Source organism: Burkholderia sp. LMU1-1-1.1 (genome assembly GCF_040675865.1).
Taxonomy (GTDB): domain Bacteria; phylum Pseudomonadota; class Gammaproteobacteria; order Burkholderiales; family Burkholderiaceae_D; genus Rugamonas.
On sequence record NZ_JBEGHG010000002.1, the window covers coordinates 215,226 to 233,812 of the forward strand.

12 protein-coding genes are annotated in these 18,587 nt (G+C 68.8%); all 12 read left to right on the forward strand.

From position 1 onward, the window contains the following. The first annotated feature begins 4 nt into the window (after window positions 1–4). A complete protein-coding gene (gene tssE / locus MRBLMU1_RS03350; protein ID WP_363496996.1) occupies window positions 5–523 on the forward strand; it encodes a type VI secretion system baseplate subunit TssE in 519 nt (172 codons plus the stop codon). Then, window positions 520–2,400, forward strand: coding sequence for a type VI secretion system baseplate subunit TssF (gene tssF / locus MRBLMU1_RS03355; RefSeq protein WP_363496999.1), 1,881 nt, complete (start codon window positions 520–522; stop codon window positions 2,398–2,400). The genes tssE and tssF overlap by 4 nt, the downstream gene beginning before the upstream one ends. Further along, the gene (gene tssG, locus MRBLMU1_RS03360; protein ID WP_363497002.1) at window positions 2,385–3,440 is read left to right on the forward strand and encodes a type VI secretion system baseplate subunit TssG; all 1,056 of its coding nucleotides are present in this window, start codon (window positions 2,385–2,387) and stop codon (window positions 3,438–3,440) included. The genes tssF and tssG overlap by 16 nt, the downstream gene beginning before the upstream one ends. After that, entirely contained in the window at window positions 3,433–6,078 is a 2,646-nt protein-coding gene (gene tssH, locus MRBLMU1_RS03365; protein ID WP_363497005.1) for a type VI secretion system ATPase TssH, read from the forward strand. The genes tssG and tssH overlap by 8 nt, the downstream gene beginning before the upstream one ends. 37 nt (window positions 6,079–6,115) lie before the next feature. Beyond that, a complete protein-coding gene (locus MRBLMU1_RS03370; protein WP_363497007.1) occupies window positions 6,116–6,859 on the forward strand; it encodes a hypothetical protein in 744 nt (247 codons plus the stop codon). 105 nt (window positions 6,860–6,964) lie between these two features. Next, window positions 6,965–8,062 carry a hypothetical protein gene (locus MRBLMU1_RS03375; RefSeq protein WP_363497010.1) on the forward strand — a complete coding sequence of 366 codons (1,098 nt, stop codon included), beginning with the start codon at window positions 6,965–6,967 and terminating at the stop codon, window positions 8,060–8,062. Window positions 8,063–8,235: 173 nt separating this feature from the next. Beyond that, window positions 8,236–10,200 (forward strand): type VI secretion system Vgr family protein, encoded by a 1,965-nt coding sequence (locus MRBLMU1_RS03380; RefSeq protein WP_363497012.1) that lies wholly within the window; start codon window positions 8,236–8,238, stop codon window positions 10,198–10,200. Between the two features lie 9 nt (window positions 10,201–10,209). After that, window positions 10,210–11,709, forward strand: a complete 1,500-nt coding sequence (tagH, locus tag MRBLMU1_RS03385) for a type VI secretion system-associated FHA domain protein TagH (RefSeq protein ID WP_363497015.1) — start codon at window positions 10,210–10,212, stop codon at window positions 11,707–11,709. A gap of 16 nt (window positions 11,710–11,725) precedes the next feature. Further along, complete coding sequence (gene tssK / locus MRBLMU1_RS03390) at window positions 11,726–13,063, forward strand: type VI secretion system baseplate subunit TssK (RefSeq protein ID WP_363497018.1); 1,338 nt, start codon at window positions 11,726–11,728, stop codon at window positions 13,061–13,063. A gap of 9 nt (window positions 13,064–13,072) precedes the next feature. Beyond that, complete coding sequence (gene icmH, locus MRBLMU1_RS03395; RefSeq protein WP_363497021.1) at window positions 13,073–14,422, forward strand: type IVB secretion system protein IcmH/DotU; 1,350 nt, start codon at window positions 13,073–13,075, stop codon at window positions 14,420–14,422. Window positions 14,423–14,447: 25 nt separating this feature from the next. Continuing rightward, window positions 14,448–17,990, forward strand: coding sequence for a type VI secretion system membrane subunit TssM (gene tssM / locus MRBLMU1_RS03400; protein ID WP_363497023.1), 3,543 nt, complete (start codon window positions 14,448–14,450; stop codon window positions 17,988–17,990). Continuing rightward, a complete protein-coding gene (gene tagF, locus MRBLMU1_RS03405) occupies window positions 17,990–18,586 on the forward strand; it encodes a type VI secretion system-associated protein TagF (RefSeq protein WP_363497026.1) in 597 nt (198 codons plus the stop codon). Before tssM ends, tagF begins: the two co-directional genes overlap by 1 nt. The last annotated feature ends 1 nt before the right edge of the window (window position 18,587 follow it).

Here is an 18,587-nt window from a genome sequence, read left to right on the forward strand (position 1 = left end):
CGTCATGGCTGAACTGCTCAGCAAGGAGCGCTTGCAGCCGTCGTTGCTGGACCGTCTCAGCGACGACGACAGCGCCTCGACGCTGGAGTCGCGCGACCAGCGCGTGCTGTCGATGCGCGGGCTGCGCAAGGCGGTGCTGCGCGACCTCGGCTGGCTGCTCAACACCACCGGCCTGGGCGCGGTGCGCCCGCTCGACGGGCATCCGCTGGCGGCGGGCTCGGTGCTCAACTTCGGCCTGCCCGACCTGGCCGGCAAGACCGCGTCCGGCCTCGACCGGCTGGAGCTGGCGCGCCGCATCCGCCAGGCGATCTGGGATTTCGAGCCGCGCATCCTGCGCGACAGCGTGCAGGTGGTGGCGCTGGCGCCGGGCCGGCATGGCATGGCGCCGAACCAGGTGGCGTTCGAGATCCGGGGCGAATTGTGGGGCCAGCCGCTGCCGGAGCGGCTGTATCTGAAAACCGAACTGGATCTGGAGATCGGCGAGATCCGGCTGGTCGACCTGGATGCCGGAGCATCGCAATGAACCCGAAACTGTTGCACTATTACGAGAGCGAACTGCAGCACCTGCGTGAAATGGGTGGCGAGTTCGCGCGCGATTTCCCCAAGATCGCCGGCCGCCTGGGCCTGGAAACCCAGGCCTGCGCCGATCCGTATGTCGAACGGCTGCTGGAAGGTTTCAGCTTCCTGGCGGCGCGGGTGCGGCTCAAGGTCGACGCCGAGTTCCCGCGTTTCACCAACCACTTGCTGGAGCTGGTCTATCCGCAATATCTGGCGCCGACGCCGGCCATGGCGGTGGTGCAGTTGCAGCCGGACATGGACGAGGGCAGCCTGGCGCAGGGCTTCAAGGTGGCGCGCGGCAGCGCCTTGCATAGCATGCTGGGCAAAGGCGACCAGACGGCCTGCGAATTCCGCACGGCCCATGACGTGACCTTGTGGCCGGTTGAACTGGCCGAGGCGCGCTATTTCGCTTGCGGCGGCCAGCTCAACGGCATCGAGCTGGGACGGCTGGGCGGTGTCAAGGCGGCGCTGCGGCTGCGGCTGCGCGCCGGCGCCGGGCTGGCGTTCAGCGAGCTGGCGCTGGACAATCTGCCGATCCATCTGCGCGGCAGCGACGTCGTGCCGGCCCGTCTGCTGGAGCAGTTGCTGGCGCAGGCGGCCGGCGTGCTGGTGATGCCGGCGACCGCCGGGCAGTCGGCGCCCCCGTGGCACGAGTTCATCTCCACCAGGCAGCTGCGCGCGCTCGGCGCCAGCGATGACGAGGCGCTGCTGCCGGCGGGGCCGCGCTCGTTCCAGGGCTACCGCCTGTTGCAGGAATACTTCGCGTTGCCGCAACGCTTTATGTTTGTCGACATCGGCGGCATCGGACCGGCGGTGCGCCGTTGCGCCGGCGCCGAACTGGACATCGTGGTGCTGTTCAAGCACCTGGAATCGTCGCTGGAGGCGCAGGTGTCGGCCGCCAACATCGGCCTGTACTGCACGCCGGCGATCAATCTGTTTCCCAAGCGCGGCGACCGGGTACATCTGTCGGACCAGCAGTCCGATTACCACGTGGTGCCGGACCGCACCCGGCCGATGGACTACGAGATTTACCAGGTCCTGGGGGTGACTGGCTACGGCAGCGGGGCGGAGGCGGTGCAAACGTTCGAATCGTTCTATCGCGCCAACGACCTGCGCGCCGGCGAGCCGGGCGCTTACTACCAGGTGCGGCGCGACACCCGGCTGCTGTCGGACCGGCAGCGGCGCCAGGGCCCGCGCTCCAGTTACATCGGCAGCGAGATCTTCCTGTCGCTGGTGGACGCGGCCGAGGCGCCGCACCGCAGCGGCTTGCGCCAGTTGGGTGTCGACACGCTGTGCACCAATCGCGACCTCGTGCTGAGCATGCCGCTGGGCGGCGGCAAAACCGATTTCACGATCGGCGCCGGCGCGCCGGTCGGCGCGGTGCGCTGCGTGGCCGGTCCGACCATGCCCGCGCCGTCGCACGCCGAGGGCGAGACCGCGTGGCGCCTGGTCAGCCACCTGTCGCTGAACTACCTGTCCTTGACGGACCAGGATCCCAAGTCGGGCGCGGCCGCGCTGCGCGACCTGCTGCGGCTGTACTGCGGCAGCGCCGATATGGCCGCCCACAAGCAGGTCGAGGGCGTGCGCTCGGTGCGGGCGGAAACCATCGTACGGCGGCTGCCGCTGCCGGGGCCGATCACCTATGGACGCGGCCTGCAGGTCGTCGTCACGCTCGACGAAGAGGCGTATGCGGGCAGCGGCGTGTTCGTGCTGGGCATGGTGCTGGAACAGTTTTTCGCCAAGTACGTCAGCTTGAACAGCTTCACGGAGACGGTGATCAGGACCGGTCGCGGCGCCGTCATGGCGTGGCCGGCGAGGGTGGGGCGATGCGAGATCCTGTAGAACTGCTGGATCGGCTGGAGGGCGCGCCGGCGGCCTTCGATTTCTACGCCGCGCTGCGCCAGCTGGAGTGCGCCTATCCGCAACTGCCGCGCATCGGCGAGGCCGGGCGGCCGCGCGACGAGGCGGTGCGCTTCGGCCAGCAGCCGTCGCTCGGCTTCGAGCCGGCGATGCTGGCCGGCTTGCGGCGCGGGGAAGGCGCCACCGGCGGCGATGCGCCGCCCGCGCCGCGTCTGCTGGTCAATTTCTTCGGCCTGCTGGGCGCCAACGGCCCGATGCCGGTGCACCTGACGGAGTACATCCGCGACCGCTTGCGCAACGTCAACGATCCGACCTTGGCGCGCTTTCTGGACATGTTCCATCACCGCATGACCAGCCTGTTTTACCGCGCCTGGTCCAGCGCCCAGCCTGCGGTCAGCCTGGACCGCCCCGGCGAGGACCGCTTCGCCGGCTATGTCGGCGCGCTGGTCGGCATCGGCATGGCGTCGATGCGGGAGCGCGACACGGTGCCCGATTTCGCCAAGCTGCACTACGCCGGCCGGCTGGCGCCGCATGCCGGCAGCGCCGCCGGGCTGGAAGCCATCCTGAGCGATTTCTTCCAGGTCCCGGTGCGGGTCCAGCAATTCGTCGGGCACTGGATGCGGCTGCCGGACGACGGCTTGTTCCGTCTGCGCAGCGGCGCGTTGGCCGGCGCGCTGGGCGACACCACGGTGCTGGGCAAACAGGTGTGGAACGCGCAGCACAAATTCAGGCTGGTGATCGGCCCGCTGGACATGGCGCAGGCGCGCCAGTTGCTGCCCGGCGGCGCCGGCATGCGCCGGCTGGCCGACTGGGTGCGCCAGTACGCCGGCCTGACCCAGGAGTGGGACGTGCGCCTGATCATCGAAAAACAATCGCTGCCCGGCCTCCGGCTGGGCAGGACGGCGCAACTGGGATGGACCAGTTGGCTCAGCAGCAAACCACCGGAGCACGACGACCGCCAGCTACGCCTGACGCCGCCGCGCCACCGCCACAACTTATCAGAAGGAGCAGTCCATGGCTGAAATCAGTCGCGTCGCCTTGTTTGGCAAATTGAACAGCCTGTGCTACCGGGCCATCGAAAGCAGCACCGTGTTTTGCAAACTGCGCGGCAACCCGTATGTCGAGCTGGTTCACTGGCTGCACCAGATCCTGCAGGGGCAGGATAGCGATCTGCAGCGCATCCTGCGCCACTACGACATCGACGCCGCCGTGCTGGCGCGCGATCTGACGGCGGCGCTGGACCGGCTGCCGCGCGGCGCCACGGCGGTCACCGACCTGTCGGCTCAGCTGGAGGAGAGCGTCGAACGCGCCTGGGTCTACGCCACCTTGATGTTCGGCGAATCGCAGGTGCGCTCCGGCCACCTGGTGGTCGGCCTGCTGAAGACCAGCGGCTTGCGCAACGCGCTGTACGGCCTGTCGAAGGAATTTTCCAGGATCAAGCTGGACGAGCTTGGCGAGCGCTTCGCGCAGCTGCTGCAGGCCTCGCCCGAAGCGGCCATGCGCGCCACCGACGGCTTCGAGGCCGCCGAACCCGGCGCCGAGTCGGGCGCCATCGCCCCCGCCGCGCTGGGCAAGCAGGAAGCGCTCCAGCGCTTCACCAGCGACCTGACGGCGCAGGCGCGTGAAGGCAAGATGGACCCCATCGTCGGCCGCGACGACGAGATCCGCCAGGTGATCGACATCTTGATGCGGCGCCGCCAGAACAATCCGCTGCTGGTGGGCGAGGCCGGCGTCGGCAAGACCGCCGTGGTCGAGGGCCTGGCGCAGCGCATCGCGCGCGGCGATGTGCCGCCGTCGTTGCAAGCGGTGCGGCTGCTGGTGCTCGACGTCGGCCTGCTGCAGGCCGGCGCCAGCATGAAGGGTGAGTTCGAACAGCGCCTGCGTTCGGTCATCGACGAGGTCCAGGCCAGCGAATCGCCCATCATCCTGTTCGTCGACGAGACGCACACCCTGGTCGGTGCCGGCGGCGCGGCCGGCACCGGCGACGCCGCCAACCTGCTCAAGCCGGCCCTGGCGCGCGGCACCTTGCGCACGGTGGGCGCGACCACGTTTGCCGAGTATAAGAAGCATATCGAGAAAGACCCGGCACTGACGCGGCGCTTCCAGACGGTGCAGGTCGACCAGCCGGACGAGGCGCGCGCGTTGCTGATGATGCGCGGCATCGCCTCGACCATGGAGCAGCACCACCAGGTGCAGATCCTCGACGAGGCGCTGGAGGCGGCCGTGCGGCTGTCGCACCGGTATATCCCGGCGCGCCAGCTGCCGGACAAGTCGGTCAGCCTGCTCGATACCGCCTGCGCGCGCGTGGCGATCAGCCTGCACGCCACGCCGGCCGAGGTGGACGACAGCCGGCGCCGCATCGAAGCATTGCAGACCGAGCTGGCCATCATCGGCCGCGAGAGCGCGCTCGGCGTCGACACGGCCGAGCGCAGGGGCGCGACCGAACGGCGTCTGGTCGACGAACGCCTGCGCCTGGGCGAAAAGGAACAACGCTGGGCGGCCGAGAAGGAGCTGGTCGACCGCATACTGGCGCTGCGCGCCCGCTTGCGCGAGGACGATGGCACCAACGCCGATGACGCCGCGCTGGCTCAATTGCGGGCGCTGCAGGCGGAACTGGCCGAACGGCAGGGCGAAACACCGCTGATCCTGCCGACGGTCGACCGGCAGGCGGTGGCCGCCGTGGTACAGGACTGGACCGGCATCCCGGTCGGCCGCATGGTCAAGAATGAGATCGAGAATGTGCTGAAGCTGGCCGACACGCTGTCGAAGCGCATCATCGGGCAGCGCCACGCGTTGGAGATGATCGCGCGCCGCATCCAGACCGCGCGCGCCGGGCTCGACAATCCCGGCAAGCCGGTGGGCGTGTTCCTGCTGGCCGGCACGTCCGGCGTCGGCAAGACCGAGACCGCGCTGGCGCTGGCCGAATCCTTGTACGGCGGCGAACAGAACATCATCACCATCAACATGAGCGAATACCAGGAGGCGCACACCGTCTCCACGCTCAAGGGCGCGCCGCCCGGCTACGTCGGCTACGGCGAGGGCGGCGTGCTGACCGAGGCGGTGCGCCGCAAGCCGTATTCGGTGGTGCTGCTCGACGAGGTCGAGAAGGCCCACCCCGACGTGCACGAGCTGTTCTTCCAGGTGTTCGACAAGGGCTGGATGGAGGACGGCGAGGGCCGCGTGATCGACTTCAAGAACACGCTGATCCTGCTGACCACCAACGCCGGCACCGACCTCATCACACGCCTGTGCGCCGACCGCGACGCCATGCCGGCGCCGGACGACATCGCCGCCGCGTTGCGCGCGCCGCTGCTGCAGGTGTTCCCGCCGGCGCTGCTGGGCCGGGTGGTGACGATTCCTTACTACCCGCTGAGCGACGAGATGCTGGGCGCCATCATCCGCCTGCAGCTGGGCCGGATCGAACGGCGCATCGCCGGCGGCCACAAGATCCCGTTCACCTATAGCGAAGAGGTGGTCGCGCTGATCGCCAGCCGCTGCACCGAGCTTGAAAGCGGCGGCCGCATGATCGACGCCATCCTGACCAACACGCTGCTGCCGGCGATCAGCGCCGAATTCCTCACGCGCCTGCTGGAAGGGCGGCCGGCGCGGGCGGTGCGGGTGGCCGTCCACGAAGGCGAGTTCAGCTACAAGTTTGACTAAGCGTATCAACATCACATTTTAGAATTGGAGAATTGCTATGGGCGTAGAGATGACCGGCGTCGGCGGCAAGCCGTCATGGGTGTATGACCCGAACCAGGGCTCGGTGGGCGAATCGCAGATGGGGGGCGGCGCGGCGGTCGGCACGTGGCTTGCCACCGCCGGCGGCCTGTCCGGCACCAGCGGTTTGCTGACGGTCCAGAAGGACGCCAAGGGCAACGTGGTGCGCAGCGTCGACGGCCGCGTTGCGACCACCACCTTGCTGACCGCCGGCGCCGGCGTCGCCGCCGGCATGGCCAATTTTTCCCAACTGGCGGGGCCGGCCGGCGCGGTCGCCGGCACGGTGCTGGGGGTGGTCGCCACGGCGGTCACCGGCGGGTTGAAAGCCTATGACGCGAGCAAGACGATCGCCAAGCTGGAAAGCATCCAGACCAAGCTGAAGGGACAGCCGCAGCCGTTAAGCCCGGATCTGTTGTTGGTGCAAGACGCCATCACTTACTGCCTCGCCAAACAGAACGTGAAGTTCAAGAAAGGCGTCGCCAACGCGGCCCTCGTGGGCCAGCCGGTGGTGCCGCTGGTGCGCGCCGGCAAGGCGGTGTCGAAGTTCGTGCAAGGCACCAAGGGCGTACATCGCCGCAACTGCGCGGGCAGCCTGGTCGAACTGTCGGAAAAGGGCAGCGGCGTGGCCTCCGCGCTGGCGAAGGAGATCATCGTCGCCATCATCAGCATGAACTACGAGAGCATCATGACCAACGCCCTCGCCGACGCGATGAAAACGGACTGATTCCGTGGTCAAGGCAGCGTTCCGAATGGCAACCGTCCGGTATCAACGCGAGATGTCGGTCGGATGCGTGGCCGATTCGTGCAACTCAATCTCGAAAGACGCTTAATGCCCATCTTTTCCTATCAGTCATTCAATGCCGGCAATCAAACGAAACATGATTTGCTATCGGTGACCGCGCAAAACCTGACGGTGGACACGCATGACTTTCTGGCTTCGCCGACCGTTGCGGCAAGGCTGCTTTACCCGACCCTGCATGACGACAATTTCGACCCCAGGAACTATCCCAACGGCCTGCCTGCTGATCGTCATGCGCGTCCGGTGCAGGGACCCGCCAGGCTGGTTGCGACCGCGCCGGCCGGCGCGATTTCGCAAGCCAATGTCAAGCCCGCCGAATTCTTCGAGATGATGAAGTATAAAGTGCTGCAGAATCGGCAGGGCGTGTTCCGCGAGATGAATCAGATGCCGCACGTGACAGCATTCGGCGAGCTCAATGGCGCCAACGCCGATTTCCAAACGATGAACGAGTACGTCGTAAGCAACATGGCCGGTGCGACGAACAATAAAAAGGCGTGCAACAACTTTACTGTCTATTGCTCAAATGGTATCAAGGCTAATTGCGTCGGGCAGGGCGACGGGTGGTATGCGATCAACTATCTGGGCTATACGGTCGTGTTCGTCCATGTGCCGAACAGGTTGATGAAAGCGGCAAAGACCTCGGCCGCCGCGCCCGCGAAACCGGGTCCCGTGCGGGGCGCCGCCGCCCAGCACCAGTCCAAAGCCGCCGCGTCCAAGCCCTATGCGAGACCCGCTGGCGGACAGACCACCGAGGATCGGCTGGTTGCGTATTACAAGGGCATCGCGGACACCATTCTCAACAATGGTGGAGGCATTATCGATCTCGTGATGGGCGACACCAACCAGAGCAGTGGCGGCGTCACACCCAACGTCGTCAGCAAGGCGACCAACCTGGATTTCAAGAGAGCTCACACGGGTGACATCAGTCCCATCGACGGCTACAACATCAGCGTGGGCGGCACCAATGCGAAGGGCGACAAAATGTACGATGTTGCCGTGTACAACGCGGCAACGGTCAAGATGAAGAAGGTTTGCTACTGGTCGCAGTTGGCCCCTTTCGGCAACGGCAGCTCGGTTGCCGCGGTCACCGATCACATGGGGTTGGCCGTCGAAATCGAACCGGTATAGCCAACGACTGTCGCTCTTCGGGCCGCTGCATGGTCGCCGGGCGAAGAATAAACAGTTCCCGCCTGCGTCCAAATCGCGCCGTCCCGCGTAAGTCCTTGAAAGCGTCCCGACCCAGTTCGGAGCGGGACGCCGGACAGCGCACGCCCGGCTTTTAATTTGGATAGTAAATAGACATGGCAACCACCCAGAATCAGCGTGAAATCTCGATCGATTGCGTGCTCGGCGCGAACGTTCTGCTGCTGCGCCGCATGCGCGCCGGCGAGGGCCTGTCGCAGCTGAGCGAATACGAGCTGGAACTGTACAGCGAACGGGCCGACCTTCAGCTGGATCAGTTGCTGGCGACCCTGGTCACGGTGAAGGTCGACCTGCCCAAGGGCGGCCAGCGTTACTTCAATGGCTTCATCACGCGTTTCGCGCTGACCGGGCGCCAGGGACGCTTCCTGACCTACCAGGCGACGGTGCGTCCGTGGCTGTGGTTCCTGACGCGCGCGTCCGATTGCCGGATCTTCCAGGAAAAGAGCGTGCTCGATATCATCAAGGCGGTGTTCGCGCCCTATGCGATCGCCGACTTCGATACGGCCGGCTTGAGCGCGGCCTACAAACCGCTGCCGTATTGCGTGCAGTACCGCGAGACCGACTTCAATTTCGTCAGCCGGCTGATGGAGCGCGAAGGCATCTATTACTACTTCAAGAGCGTGGCGGGGCGCCACACGATGGTGCTGGCCGACTCGTACGCGGCGCACCGGCCGGCGCCGGGCTACGCCTCGCTGCTGTTCATGCCGGCCGCCGACCACGCGATGCGCGAAAGCGAAGTGGTGTACGAATGGCACATGGGTGGCGAGATCGAGAGCGGCGTTCAGAGCCTGCAGGACTTCGATTTTGAGAAGCCGTCGGCCAACCTGCTGGTCAAGTCGTCGGTGGCGCGGGGGTATGCGCAATCGCGCCACGAGTCGTTCGACTATCCCGGGAACTATACCGAGCGCGCCGCCGGCGAGGCCTATGCCCGCCACCGGCTCGACGCCCGCCACACCAGTTATCAGCGGGTGCGGGCGGCGACACGGGCGCGCGGGCTGTTCCCCGGCAGCCTGTTCAAACTGGTCGAGCATCCGCGTGGCGACCAGAACCGCGAGTACCTCGTCATCGAAGCGCAGTACACGTTGTCGTCCGACACCTATGAACCGACCGGGCCGGCCGAGCCGGAGCCGGTGCTCAGCTGCGCCTTCACCGCCATCGCCAGGCAGACCGAGTTCCGGCCGCCGTCCGTGGCGCGCAAGCCGGTTGTGCAGGGGCCGCAGACGGCCATCGTGGTCGGCAAGGCCGGCGAGGAAATCTGGACCGACAAATATGGCCGGATCAAGGTGCAATTCCATTGGGACCGGGTCGGCAAGGAAGACGAGATGAGCTCTTGCTGGGTGCGCGTGGCGCAGGGCTGGGCCGGCAAGCGCTGGGGCGCGATGTTCCTGCCGCGCATAGGGCAGGAAGTGGTCGTCAGTTTCCTGGAGGGCGACCCGGACCGGCCGCTGGTCACCGGCGCGGTCTACAACGCCGACCACATGCCGCCTTATCCGCTGCCGGCGCAGGCGACGCGTTCGGCCATCAAGAGCAATTCCTCGGTCGGTGGCGGCGCCTACAACGAGCTGCGCTTCGAGGACAAGAAGGGCGCGGAGCAGTTTTATCTGCATGCCGGCCGCGATCTGGAACAGCGCGTGCGGCGCGACGCGTTGGCGTGGATCGGCGGCGACCGCCACGCGATGGTGGTCAAGGACAGCTTCGAGGAGGTCGGCGGCGACCGCCACCTGAAGGTCGGCGGCGACCGCATCGAGGTCGCCGAGGGCTCGGCGTCGCACTCGGCGACGATGAACATGGTGGTCAAGGGCGGCCTCAAAACCGCCGTCCATGCCGGACAGACGGTTCATATCAAGGCCGGCATGAACGTGGTGATCGAGGCGGGCGCCAACATCACCCTGAAAGCGGGGGCGGCTTTCCTGAGCATCGGGCCGGCGGTGATCGTCGGCTCCACCATTCCCATACCGATGCCGTCCGCATCGACAGTGGTCAACGCGGCCGTGCTGGCGGCCACCGTGCCGCCGGCGGGGCCGCCCACCGCGCCGCAAGAAGCCGACGACGGCAAGAAATAAGGAACCGATATGAATATGAATGAAGCGGCCATGCCGCAATTGCTGCTGCGGGTGGAGAGTTACCGCGACCAGCCGCCGGCCGAGCCGCTGCACGCCAGTTTTGGCCTGGAAGGCGGCATGGTCGGGCGGGCGCCCGGCAACGTGCTCGTGCTGGACGATCCAAGCAAATACATTTCGCGCAGCCACGCCAGCGTGACCTGGCGCGACGACCGGTACTACCTGACTGATGCGGGCAGCAATCCCAGCATCGTCAACGGCCGGCCGCTGGGCGCCGGGGTCGAGATCGCGCTGGGCGAGGGCGACCGCATCGTGCTGGGCGACTACGTCCTGCAGGCTTCGCTGACGCTGCCGGCCCTGCCGGCGCAGCCGTCGGCGGACGCCACGCTGATGGCGCCGCCGCCCTTCGTGCCGCCGCCGGTGCAGGCGCCGCCGCAATTGCCGATGTTCGAGCCCATGCTGCCGCCGCCGGCCCCGGAGCCGATTACCGCAGAGACATTCGATGCGCTGGCGGGGGCGCGCATCCTCGATGGCGCCGCCGTGCCCGTCGGCAACGATGTACTGGCCGATCCGCTCGGGCTGAACCTGTTTGCCGGCATGGCGCCGGCCGCGCGCGCCGCGCAGCACGACCATGTGTCGCCGGAACTACAGGCGTACTCGCCGCCGCCCGCGGCGTCGATGTCGATCCCCGCCGACTATGATTTGCTGGCGGATTTGCAGGCACCCGCGCCGGTCGCCGCACCGGTGGTCGCGGCAGCATGGCCCGCTGCGCCATTGGCCGCGTCACCGGCGGGCGCGCAACCCGCGCCGCCGCAGCCATCGCCGCCGCCCGCGCAAGCCGCGCCGCCGCAGCAGGCGCCTGCGCAGCCATCGCCGCCGCCGGCCCCCGTCCCGTCTTCGGCCGGCGGCGACGCCGTCCTGCAAGCATTGCTGGACGGTCTCGGACTGCCCCATCTGGGTTCCAGCCATACGCCCGAACAACTGGCGCGCCTGGTCGGCGAGATGCTGCGCGCCGCCACCGCCGGCACCATGGATGTGCTGAGGGCGCGCACGCTGACCAAGCGCGAGAGCCACATCGACATGACCATGATCGCCCCGCGCGCCAACAATCCGTTGAAGTTCTTCCCGGACGCCGATAGCGCGCTGACGCAAATGCTGGGCGCGCAGATTCCCGGCTACCTGCCGCCATTGCCCGCCATCGGCGGCGCCTTCGACGACCTCAAGGCCCACGAACTGGCGGTGATCGCCGGCATGCGCGCCGCCCTGGCGGCCGTGGTGCAGCGCTTCGACCCGGCCCGCATCGAGCAGCGCCTGGCCGACCCCGGCCGTCTCGACAAGCTGCTGCCGGCCGGCCGCAAGGCCCGCATGTGGGACCGCCTGGTCGAGCTCTACGGCGAGCTGGCGCGCGACGCCGACGAAGACCTGCAGCGCCTGTTCGGCGAGAAATTCTCCGGCGCCTACGCGCAGCAGGTCGAACGCCTGCGCGGCGAACGCCCACCCACCAATATTTGATACAGAAAGTCGCTCCATGTCGTGGAATAGCAAAGTAGTCTGGTCCGAAGGGATGCTGTTGCAGCCCCAGCACTTGCAGCAGCATGACCGTTATCTGCACACCCAGCTGGAGGCGCGCGTCGGCGCGCTGCGGCCGTACGCGTGGGGCGTGTCGGCGCTGGAAATCGACCAGCAACAGCTGGCGCTGGGCAAGCTGGCGCTGTCGTCGTTCAGCGCCGTGCTGCCCGACGGCACGCCGGTCGGCACACCCACCGAGGAGGACCTGCCGGCGCCGATCGACATCCCGGCCGACGCGCGCGACGTCACCGTGGTGCTGGCTCTGCCGACCCGGCGCCACGGCGTGGCCGAAGTCGACGACCGTCCGGGCCACGACAACTTCGCGCGCCACCGCGGCGCCGAACATGAAGCCTGGGACAGCAATGGGCTCGACAACAGCGCGCTGATGACGGTCGGTAAGTTGCGCCTGCGCCTGGCGCTGGAAAGCGATGTCGCCGACGCCTACGCCACGCTGGGGGTGGCGCGCATCGTCGAGCGCCGCGCCGACAACCGCGTGGTGCTCGATCCGGCCTATTGCCCGCCGGCGCTGGAGGTGCGGGCCGCGCCGGCGCTGGGCGGCTTCATCGACGAACTGCTGGGCCTGCTGCACCAGCGCGGCGAGGCGCTGGCGGTCCGCCTGTCCCAGCCGGGCAGCGCCGGCGCGGCGGAAATCGCCGACTTCCTGCTGCTGCAAGTGCTGAACCGCAGCCAGCCGCTGGTCGCGCACTTGGCCGGCATGACCGGCCTGCATCCGGAAACGCTGTACCGCGAGCTGGTCCAGCTGGCCGGGGAGCTGGCGACCTTCACCCGCGCCGACAAGCGCGGCGCCCGTTATCCGACCTACCGCCACACCGCGCTGGCGGAGACGTTCGCACCGCTGATGCTGGACCTGCGCCGCGCGCTGTCGGCCGTCATGGACCCGCACGCGGTGGCGATTCCGCTTGAGGAGCGCCAGTTCGGCATCCGCGTGGCGGTGCTGCCGGACCAAACGCTGCTGCGCTCGGCCAGTTTCGTGCTGGCGGTATCGGCCGACTTGCCGCCGGAGGCGGTGCGCAACGGCTTCCCGCCGCAGGTCAAGATGGGTTCGGTGGAAAAGATCCGCGACCTGGTCAACCTGCAGCTGCCCGGCATCGCGCTGCGGCCGCTGCCGGTGGCGCCGCGCCAGCTGCCGTTCCTGGCCGGGTACACCTATTTCGAACTCGACCGTACCAGCGAGTACTGGTCGCAATTGAACAACTCGGCCGGTTTCGCCATGCACGTGGTGGACAACTTCCCCGGACTGCGGATGCAGTTCTGGGCCATCCGTAAAAGTCATTAAGAGGTTCCGGTGAATCAAGACACGCCATTCGACACCACGCAAGATCCCGATCGCACGGTGCTGATCCCGACGCCGGGCGGACGCCGTCCCGCGCCACCAGGCCCGCCCGAGGCCGCGGCCGGTGCCGCGCCCGCGCAGCCGGCCGCCCACCATGCCGCCGCACGGACCGGCACGGCCGGCGCCCCGGCGTTGCACGGACGCGGCCTCAATCCGCTGGTACAGGCAGCCAATGCGCTGCTGGACCTGGTGGTGCCGCTGCGCTTCCTGCCGGCGCCGCCGGACATGGAGCTGCTGCGCCAGCGCCTCACCGACGAGGTGCGGCGGTTCGAGGCCGCCGCGCGCGCCGGCCACGTGGACGTCGAAACGGTGGCCGCCGCGCGCTACGCGCTGTGCACCTTGCTCGACGAAACCATTTCCAGCACGCCGTGGGGCGGCGGCGTGTGGAACAGCCGCAGCCTGCTGGCCGCCTTCCACAACGAATCGTGGGGCGGTGAAAAGTTCTTCGTCGTCTTGCAACGGCTGAGCCAGGACCCGCGCGCCAACCTGGACCTGCTGGAACTGATGTACTTGTGCCTGTCGCTGGGGCTGGAGGGGCGTTACCGCGTGATCGACCGTGGCCACGACCAGCTGGCGACGCTGCGCGACCGCCTGCTGTTGATGGTCCAGCGCCAGCATGGCCCGCTGGAGGCGGACCTGTCGCCGCGCTGGCGCGGCGCGCCCGCGCCGCAACGCTCGATGCTGCGGCGCGTGCCGCTGTGGGTGCTGGCGGCGGCGGCCGCCGCCGTGCTGCTGGTGCTGCAACTGACCTATAGCTGGTGGCTGAACCGCGCCTCCGATCCGGTGTTCGCGCAGCTCGGCGCGCTGCGGGTGGCGCCGCCGCCGCGCACCCCGGTGGTGGCGCCGCCGGGACCGGCGCCGGTGCGGGTGGCGCGTTTCCTGGCGCCGGAGATCGCCGCCGGATTGGTCAGCGTCACCGAAACCGCCGACCGTTCCACCGTGACCTTGCGCGGCGACGGCGTGTTCGCCTCCGGCAGCGCCGAGGTGGCGCGCAGCCAGTTGCCGGTGCTGCTGCGCATCGGCACGGCGCTCGAGGCGGTGCCCGGCAAGGTGCTGGTCATCGGCCACACCGACGACACCAAGCCGTCGGTGTCGGCGCGGCTGCCGTCCAACTACGACCTGTCGAAGGCGCGCGCGCGCACCGTCGCCGGCTTGCTGGCCGAGCGGTCCGGACCGCCCACGCGCTACAGCAGCGAGGGGCGCGGCGACACCGAACCGGTGGCGCCCAACGATAACGCGGGCAACCGCGCCCGCAACCGCCGCGTCGAGATAGTCGTGTTGACGCCGCCACAGCCGCAGTAAGCGGCGACCAGGAGAAGCGCAAGGTATGAAACGTATATTGAACTGGCTGATGAAGCCATGGGTGTTGTCGGTGATCGGCCTGCTGTTGCTGGCCTTGCTGATCTGGTACGAGGGACCGCTGCTGGCGTTCGACGGCAGCGAGCCGCTGGCGTCGGCCACGGCGCGCTGGACGGTGATCGCGCTGGTGTGGGGCGCGGCGGCCGCCTGGCTGGGCTGGCGCCTGTGGATGGCGCGCCGCCGCAACGGCCAATTGATGGCCGGCGTCGCCGCCGCGCCCGACGGCACCGGACCGGATTCCGCCGACTCGTCCCAGTCGGCAGAATCGGCGGCCGAGGTCGCGCTGTTGGGCGAGCGCATGCGCTCGGCGATGGCGGTGCTGCGCAAGGCCAATCCCGGCTGGAAGATGAGCGGCCAGTACCTGTACCAGCTGCCGTGGTATGTCTTCGTCGGCGCGCCGGGCAGCGGCAAGACCACCGCGCTGACGCACTCCGGCCTGCAATTCCCGCTGGCCGACGCGCTGGGCTCCGGCGCCATCGGCGGCATAGGCGGCACCCGCCATTGCGACTGGTGGTTCACCGACGAGGCCGTGCTGCTCGACACGGCCGGCCGCTACACCACCCAGGACAGCTACGCCGAAGTCGACAAGGCCGCCTGGACTGGGTTTCTCGGCTTGCTGAAGAAGTACCGGCGCCGGCGCCCCGTCAACGGCATCATCGTCGCCATCAGCGTGGCCGACCTGCTGCAACAGGGCGAGGCCGGGCGCCAGTCCCAGGCCCAGGCGATCCGCGCCCGCATCCACGAGCTGCACGAACAGCTGGGGCAGGCGTTCCCGGTTTACGTGATGGTGACCAAGACCGACTTGCTGGCCGGGTTCGCGGAATTCTTCGAGACCATGGGCCGCGACGAGCGCGCGCAAGTGTGGGGCGTGACCTTCCCGCTGCCGGCCGACGGCACGCCGGCGGCGGCGCTGGCCGGCTTCCCGGCCGAGTTCGAGGCGCTCGAGCGCCAGCTGCAAGCGCGCGTGCTGCAGCGCATGCACAAGGAGCGCGATTTGCAGCGGCGCGCCTTGCTGTATGGCTTCCCGCAGCAGTTCGCCGCCATCGGCGACGTGCTGGGCCGCTTCCTGAACGCCGTGTTCGAGCCGAACCGCTATGAACAGCCGGCGCTGCTGCGCGGCGTCTACTTCACCAGCGGCACGCAGGAGGGCAGTCCGATCGACCGCGTGATGGCGTCGCTGGCGGCCTCGTTCGGCCTGGGCCGCAAGGTGTTGCCGGCCGGCGCAGGCGCCGGGCGCAGCTACTTCCTTACCCGCCTGCTGCGCGAAGTGATCTTCAAGGAGGCCGGCCTGGCCGGCGTCAACCAGGCCGCCGAGCGGCGCCGCCAGTGGATCGAATGGGGCGCGCTGGCCGGCGCCGGGCTGCTGGCGGTGTCGCTGGCGGTGGGCCTGACGGTGAGCTACGGCCGCAACCAGGCGCTGGTGGCGCGGTCGGCGGCCGCCGCCACCGAACTGGCCAGGCTGGCGGCCGCCACGCCGGCGGCCGGCAATGCGCTGGTGGCCTTGCCGGTGTTGAACGCCGCGCGCGACTTGCCGGCCGGGTATGCCGAGCGGGAAGACAGCGTTCCGCTGTTCAGCCGCATGAGCTTGTGCCAGGGCGAAAAGCTGGGTGACGGCGCCGTCAACGCTTACCGCCGGGCGCTGCGCAGCACCTTGTTGCCGCGCATCGTCGCCAACATGGAGGGCGCGCTGCGGCGGGGCGACGCCAACCAGCAGGACTTCCTCTACGAAACCTTGCGCGTCTATCTGATGCTGGGGCAGCACCAGTACTTCGACGCCGCCTCGGTGCAGGCGTGGGTCGAGTTCGACTGGCGCGGCAGCCTGCCGGACGCCAGCGAGACGCAGCGCGAACAATTGCTGGCGCACGTAGGCGCACTGCTGGAAAACGAGGCCGACGCCGAGGCGATCCAGCTCGACGCCGCGCTGGTGGCGCAGGTGCGGCTGACCCTGGCGGGCATGGCGCTGCCGGAGCGCATCTACAACCGCCTCAAACGCCTGGTGGCGGCCGGGCGGCTGCCCGAATTCAGCATCAACGGCGCGCTGGGCCGCGACGGTTCCAGCGTCTTCGCGCGCGCCAGCGGGGCGCCGCTCTCGCGCGGCGTGAGCGGCGTCTACAGCGTGGTCGGTTACCGCGCGCTGCTGGAGCAGAGCTGGCAGGCCGTGGCCGACGTGGCGCGCGACAACTGGGTGCTGGACCGCCAGGAGTCGGCCGCCACGATCGGCGGCATCGAACAGATCCGGGCGGGGGTGCTGCAATTGTATTTCCTCGATTACATCGGCCAATGGGACCGCTTCCTGGCCGACGTGCGGCTGGTGCCATTGGCCAGCCTGGACCAGGCCGCGCGCGTGACCAACGCGCTGGCCGGCGTCGACTCGCCGTTGCGCACGCTGTTGCAGGCGGCCGCGCGCGAGACCACCTTGGGAGCGGTCAAGCCGTCGGCCGGCCAGGCCACCGTGGACAAGCTGGTGCGGGACAAGCTGAACTCGGCCCGCCGGCAACTGGCGTCCGCGCTGGGCACGAGCGAGCAGGACGCGCCGGCCGCCGCGCCACAGCAGCCGGTCGACCAGCACTTCGCCGCGCTGCATCGACTGGCGGCCGGCCCCGCGCCCACGCCGCTCGACCAGACGCTGGCCTTGCTCAAGGACGCCGCGCTGTACTTCGACGCGGCCGAAAGCGCGCGCCGCAGCGGTGCGCCGGCCCCGGCCGGCGATGCGCTGGTGCGGCTGAAGCGGGGCGGGCAGGGCTTGCCGGCGCCGTTGTCGACCTTGCTCCAAAGCGTGGACAGCGGCGGCAACGGCCTGGCCCAGGGCAGCGAGCGGGCGCGCCTGAACGCGCTGTGGGCCGGCAGCGGCGCGCAATTTTGCCGCGACGCCATCGCCGGCCGCTACCCATTGACGCGCGGCAGCGGTCGTGACGCGACCGCCGACGACTTCGGAAAATTCTTCGGTCCCGGCGGCTTGATGGATGATTTCTTCAACAAGCACCTGACCACCCTGGTCGACATGAGCGGCGGCCAATGGCGCTGGCGCGGCACGGCCGCCGCGGCGGGCATGTCGCAAGAGGCGCTGGACCAGTTCCAGCGTGGGGCGCGGCTGCGCGACATGTTCTTTGGCGCCAACGGGCGTCAACCGTCGCTGCGCTTCGACCTGCGGGTGGCGGGCGTCGATCCGGCATTGACGCAGCTGACCCTCGACATCGACGGGCAGCCGCTGGCCTTCCAGGCCGGGCAGGCCCCGCGCTCGGCGCCGATGCTGCTGCCCAGCGGAAAAGGCAACGGGCAGGTGCGCTTCGACGCCACGCCGGCGCTGCGCGGCGAACTGCGCACCGACGGACCGTGGGCGTGGTTGCGCATGGTCGATCGCGGCGCGCTCGAGCCGCTGCAGGGCGAGCGCTTCCGGCTGACGTTCGACCTGGAGGGCCGCAAGGCCGTCTATGAATTGACCGCGAGCAGCGTCATCAATCCGTTCCGCCGCGACGCGCTGGAGCAGTTCCGCTGCCCGGCCAGCCTTTGATGACGACGCCGCATTCCGCAGCCGGGTTCTTCGGCAAGTTTCCCAGCCACGGCGACTTCGTGGCGCGGCGCCTGCCGGCCGGGTTCCTCCAACCCTGGGACGCATGGCTGCAAGCGGGCATGGCCGATAGCGTCTGCCGGCTCGGCGATGCCTGGCTGCCGATCTACCTGAATAGCCCGATCTGGCGTTTCGCGCTGGGCGCCGGCGTCTGCGGACCGCAAGCCTGGGGCGGCGTGCTCATGCCCAGCGTCGACCGGGTGGGGCGCTATTTCCCCCTGACGATAGCGGCCGGCCTGGACGGCATGGCGACCCAAGGAAGCGGATGCCGTCCACCCCCGGCAATTTGGTACGCCTCGCTGGAGGCCATGGCGCTGGCCGCGTTGGGCGACGAGTTTTCGTTGCCCACCTTCGACGCTTCGCTGCTGGCGCTGGCGCCCGCGCGCGCGGCACGCGAAATTCCCGGCGAGCTCCCCGGGAGCGCGTTATTTTGGCTGGGCGACGACAGCCCGCCGGCTGCTCCGTCGCTGATGTTGTCTCCGCGCGCGCTGGCCGCATCCCTGTTCACCGAGCTTTTGCTTGCCGACGTGCGCGATTAAG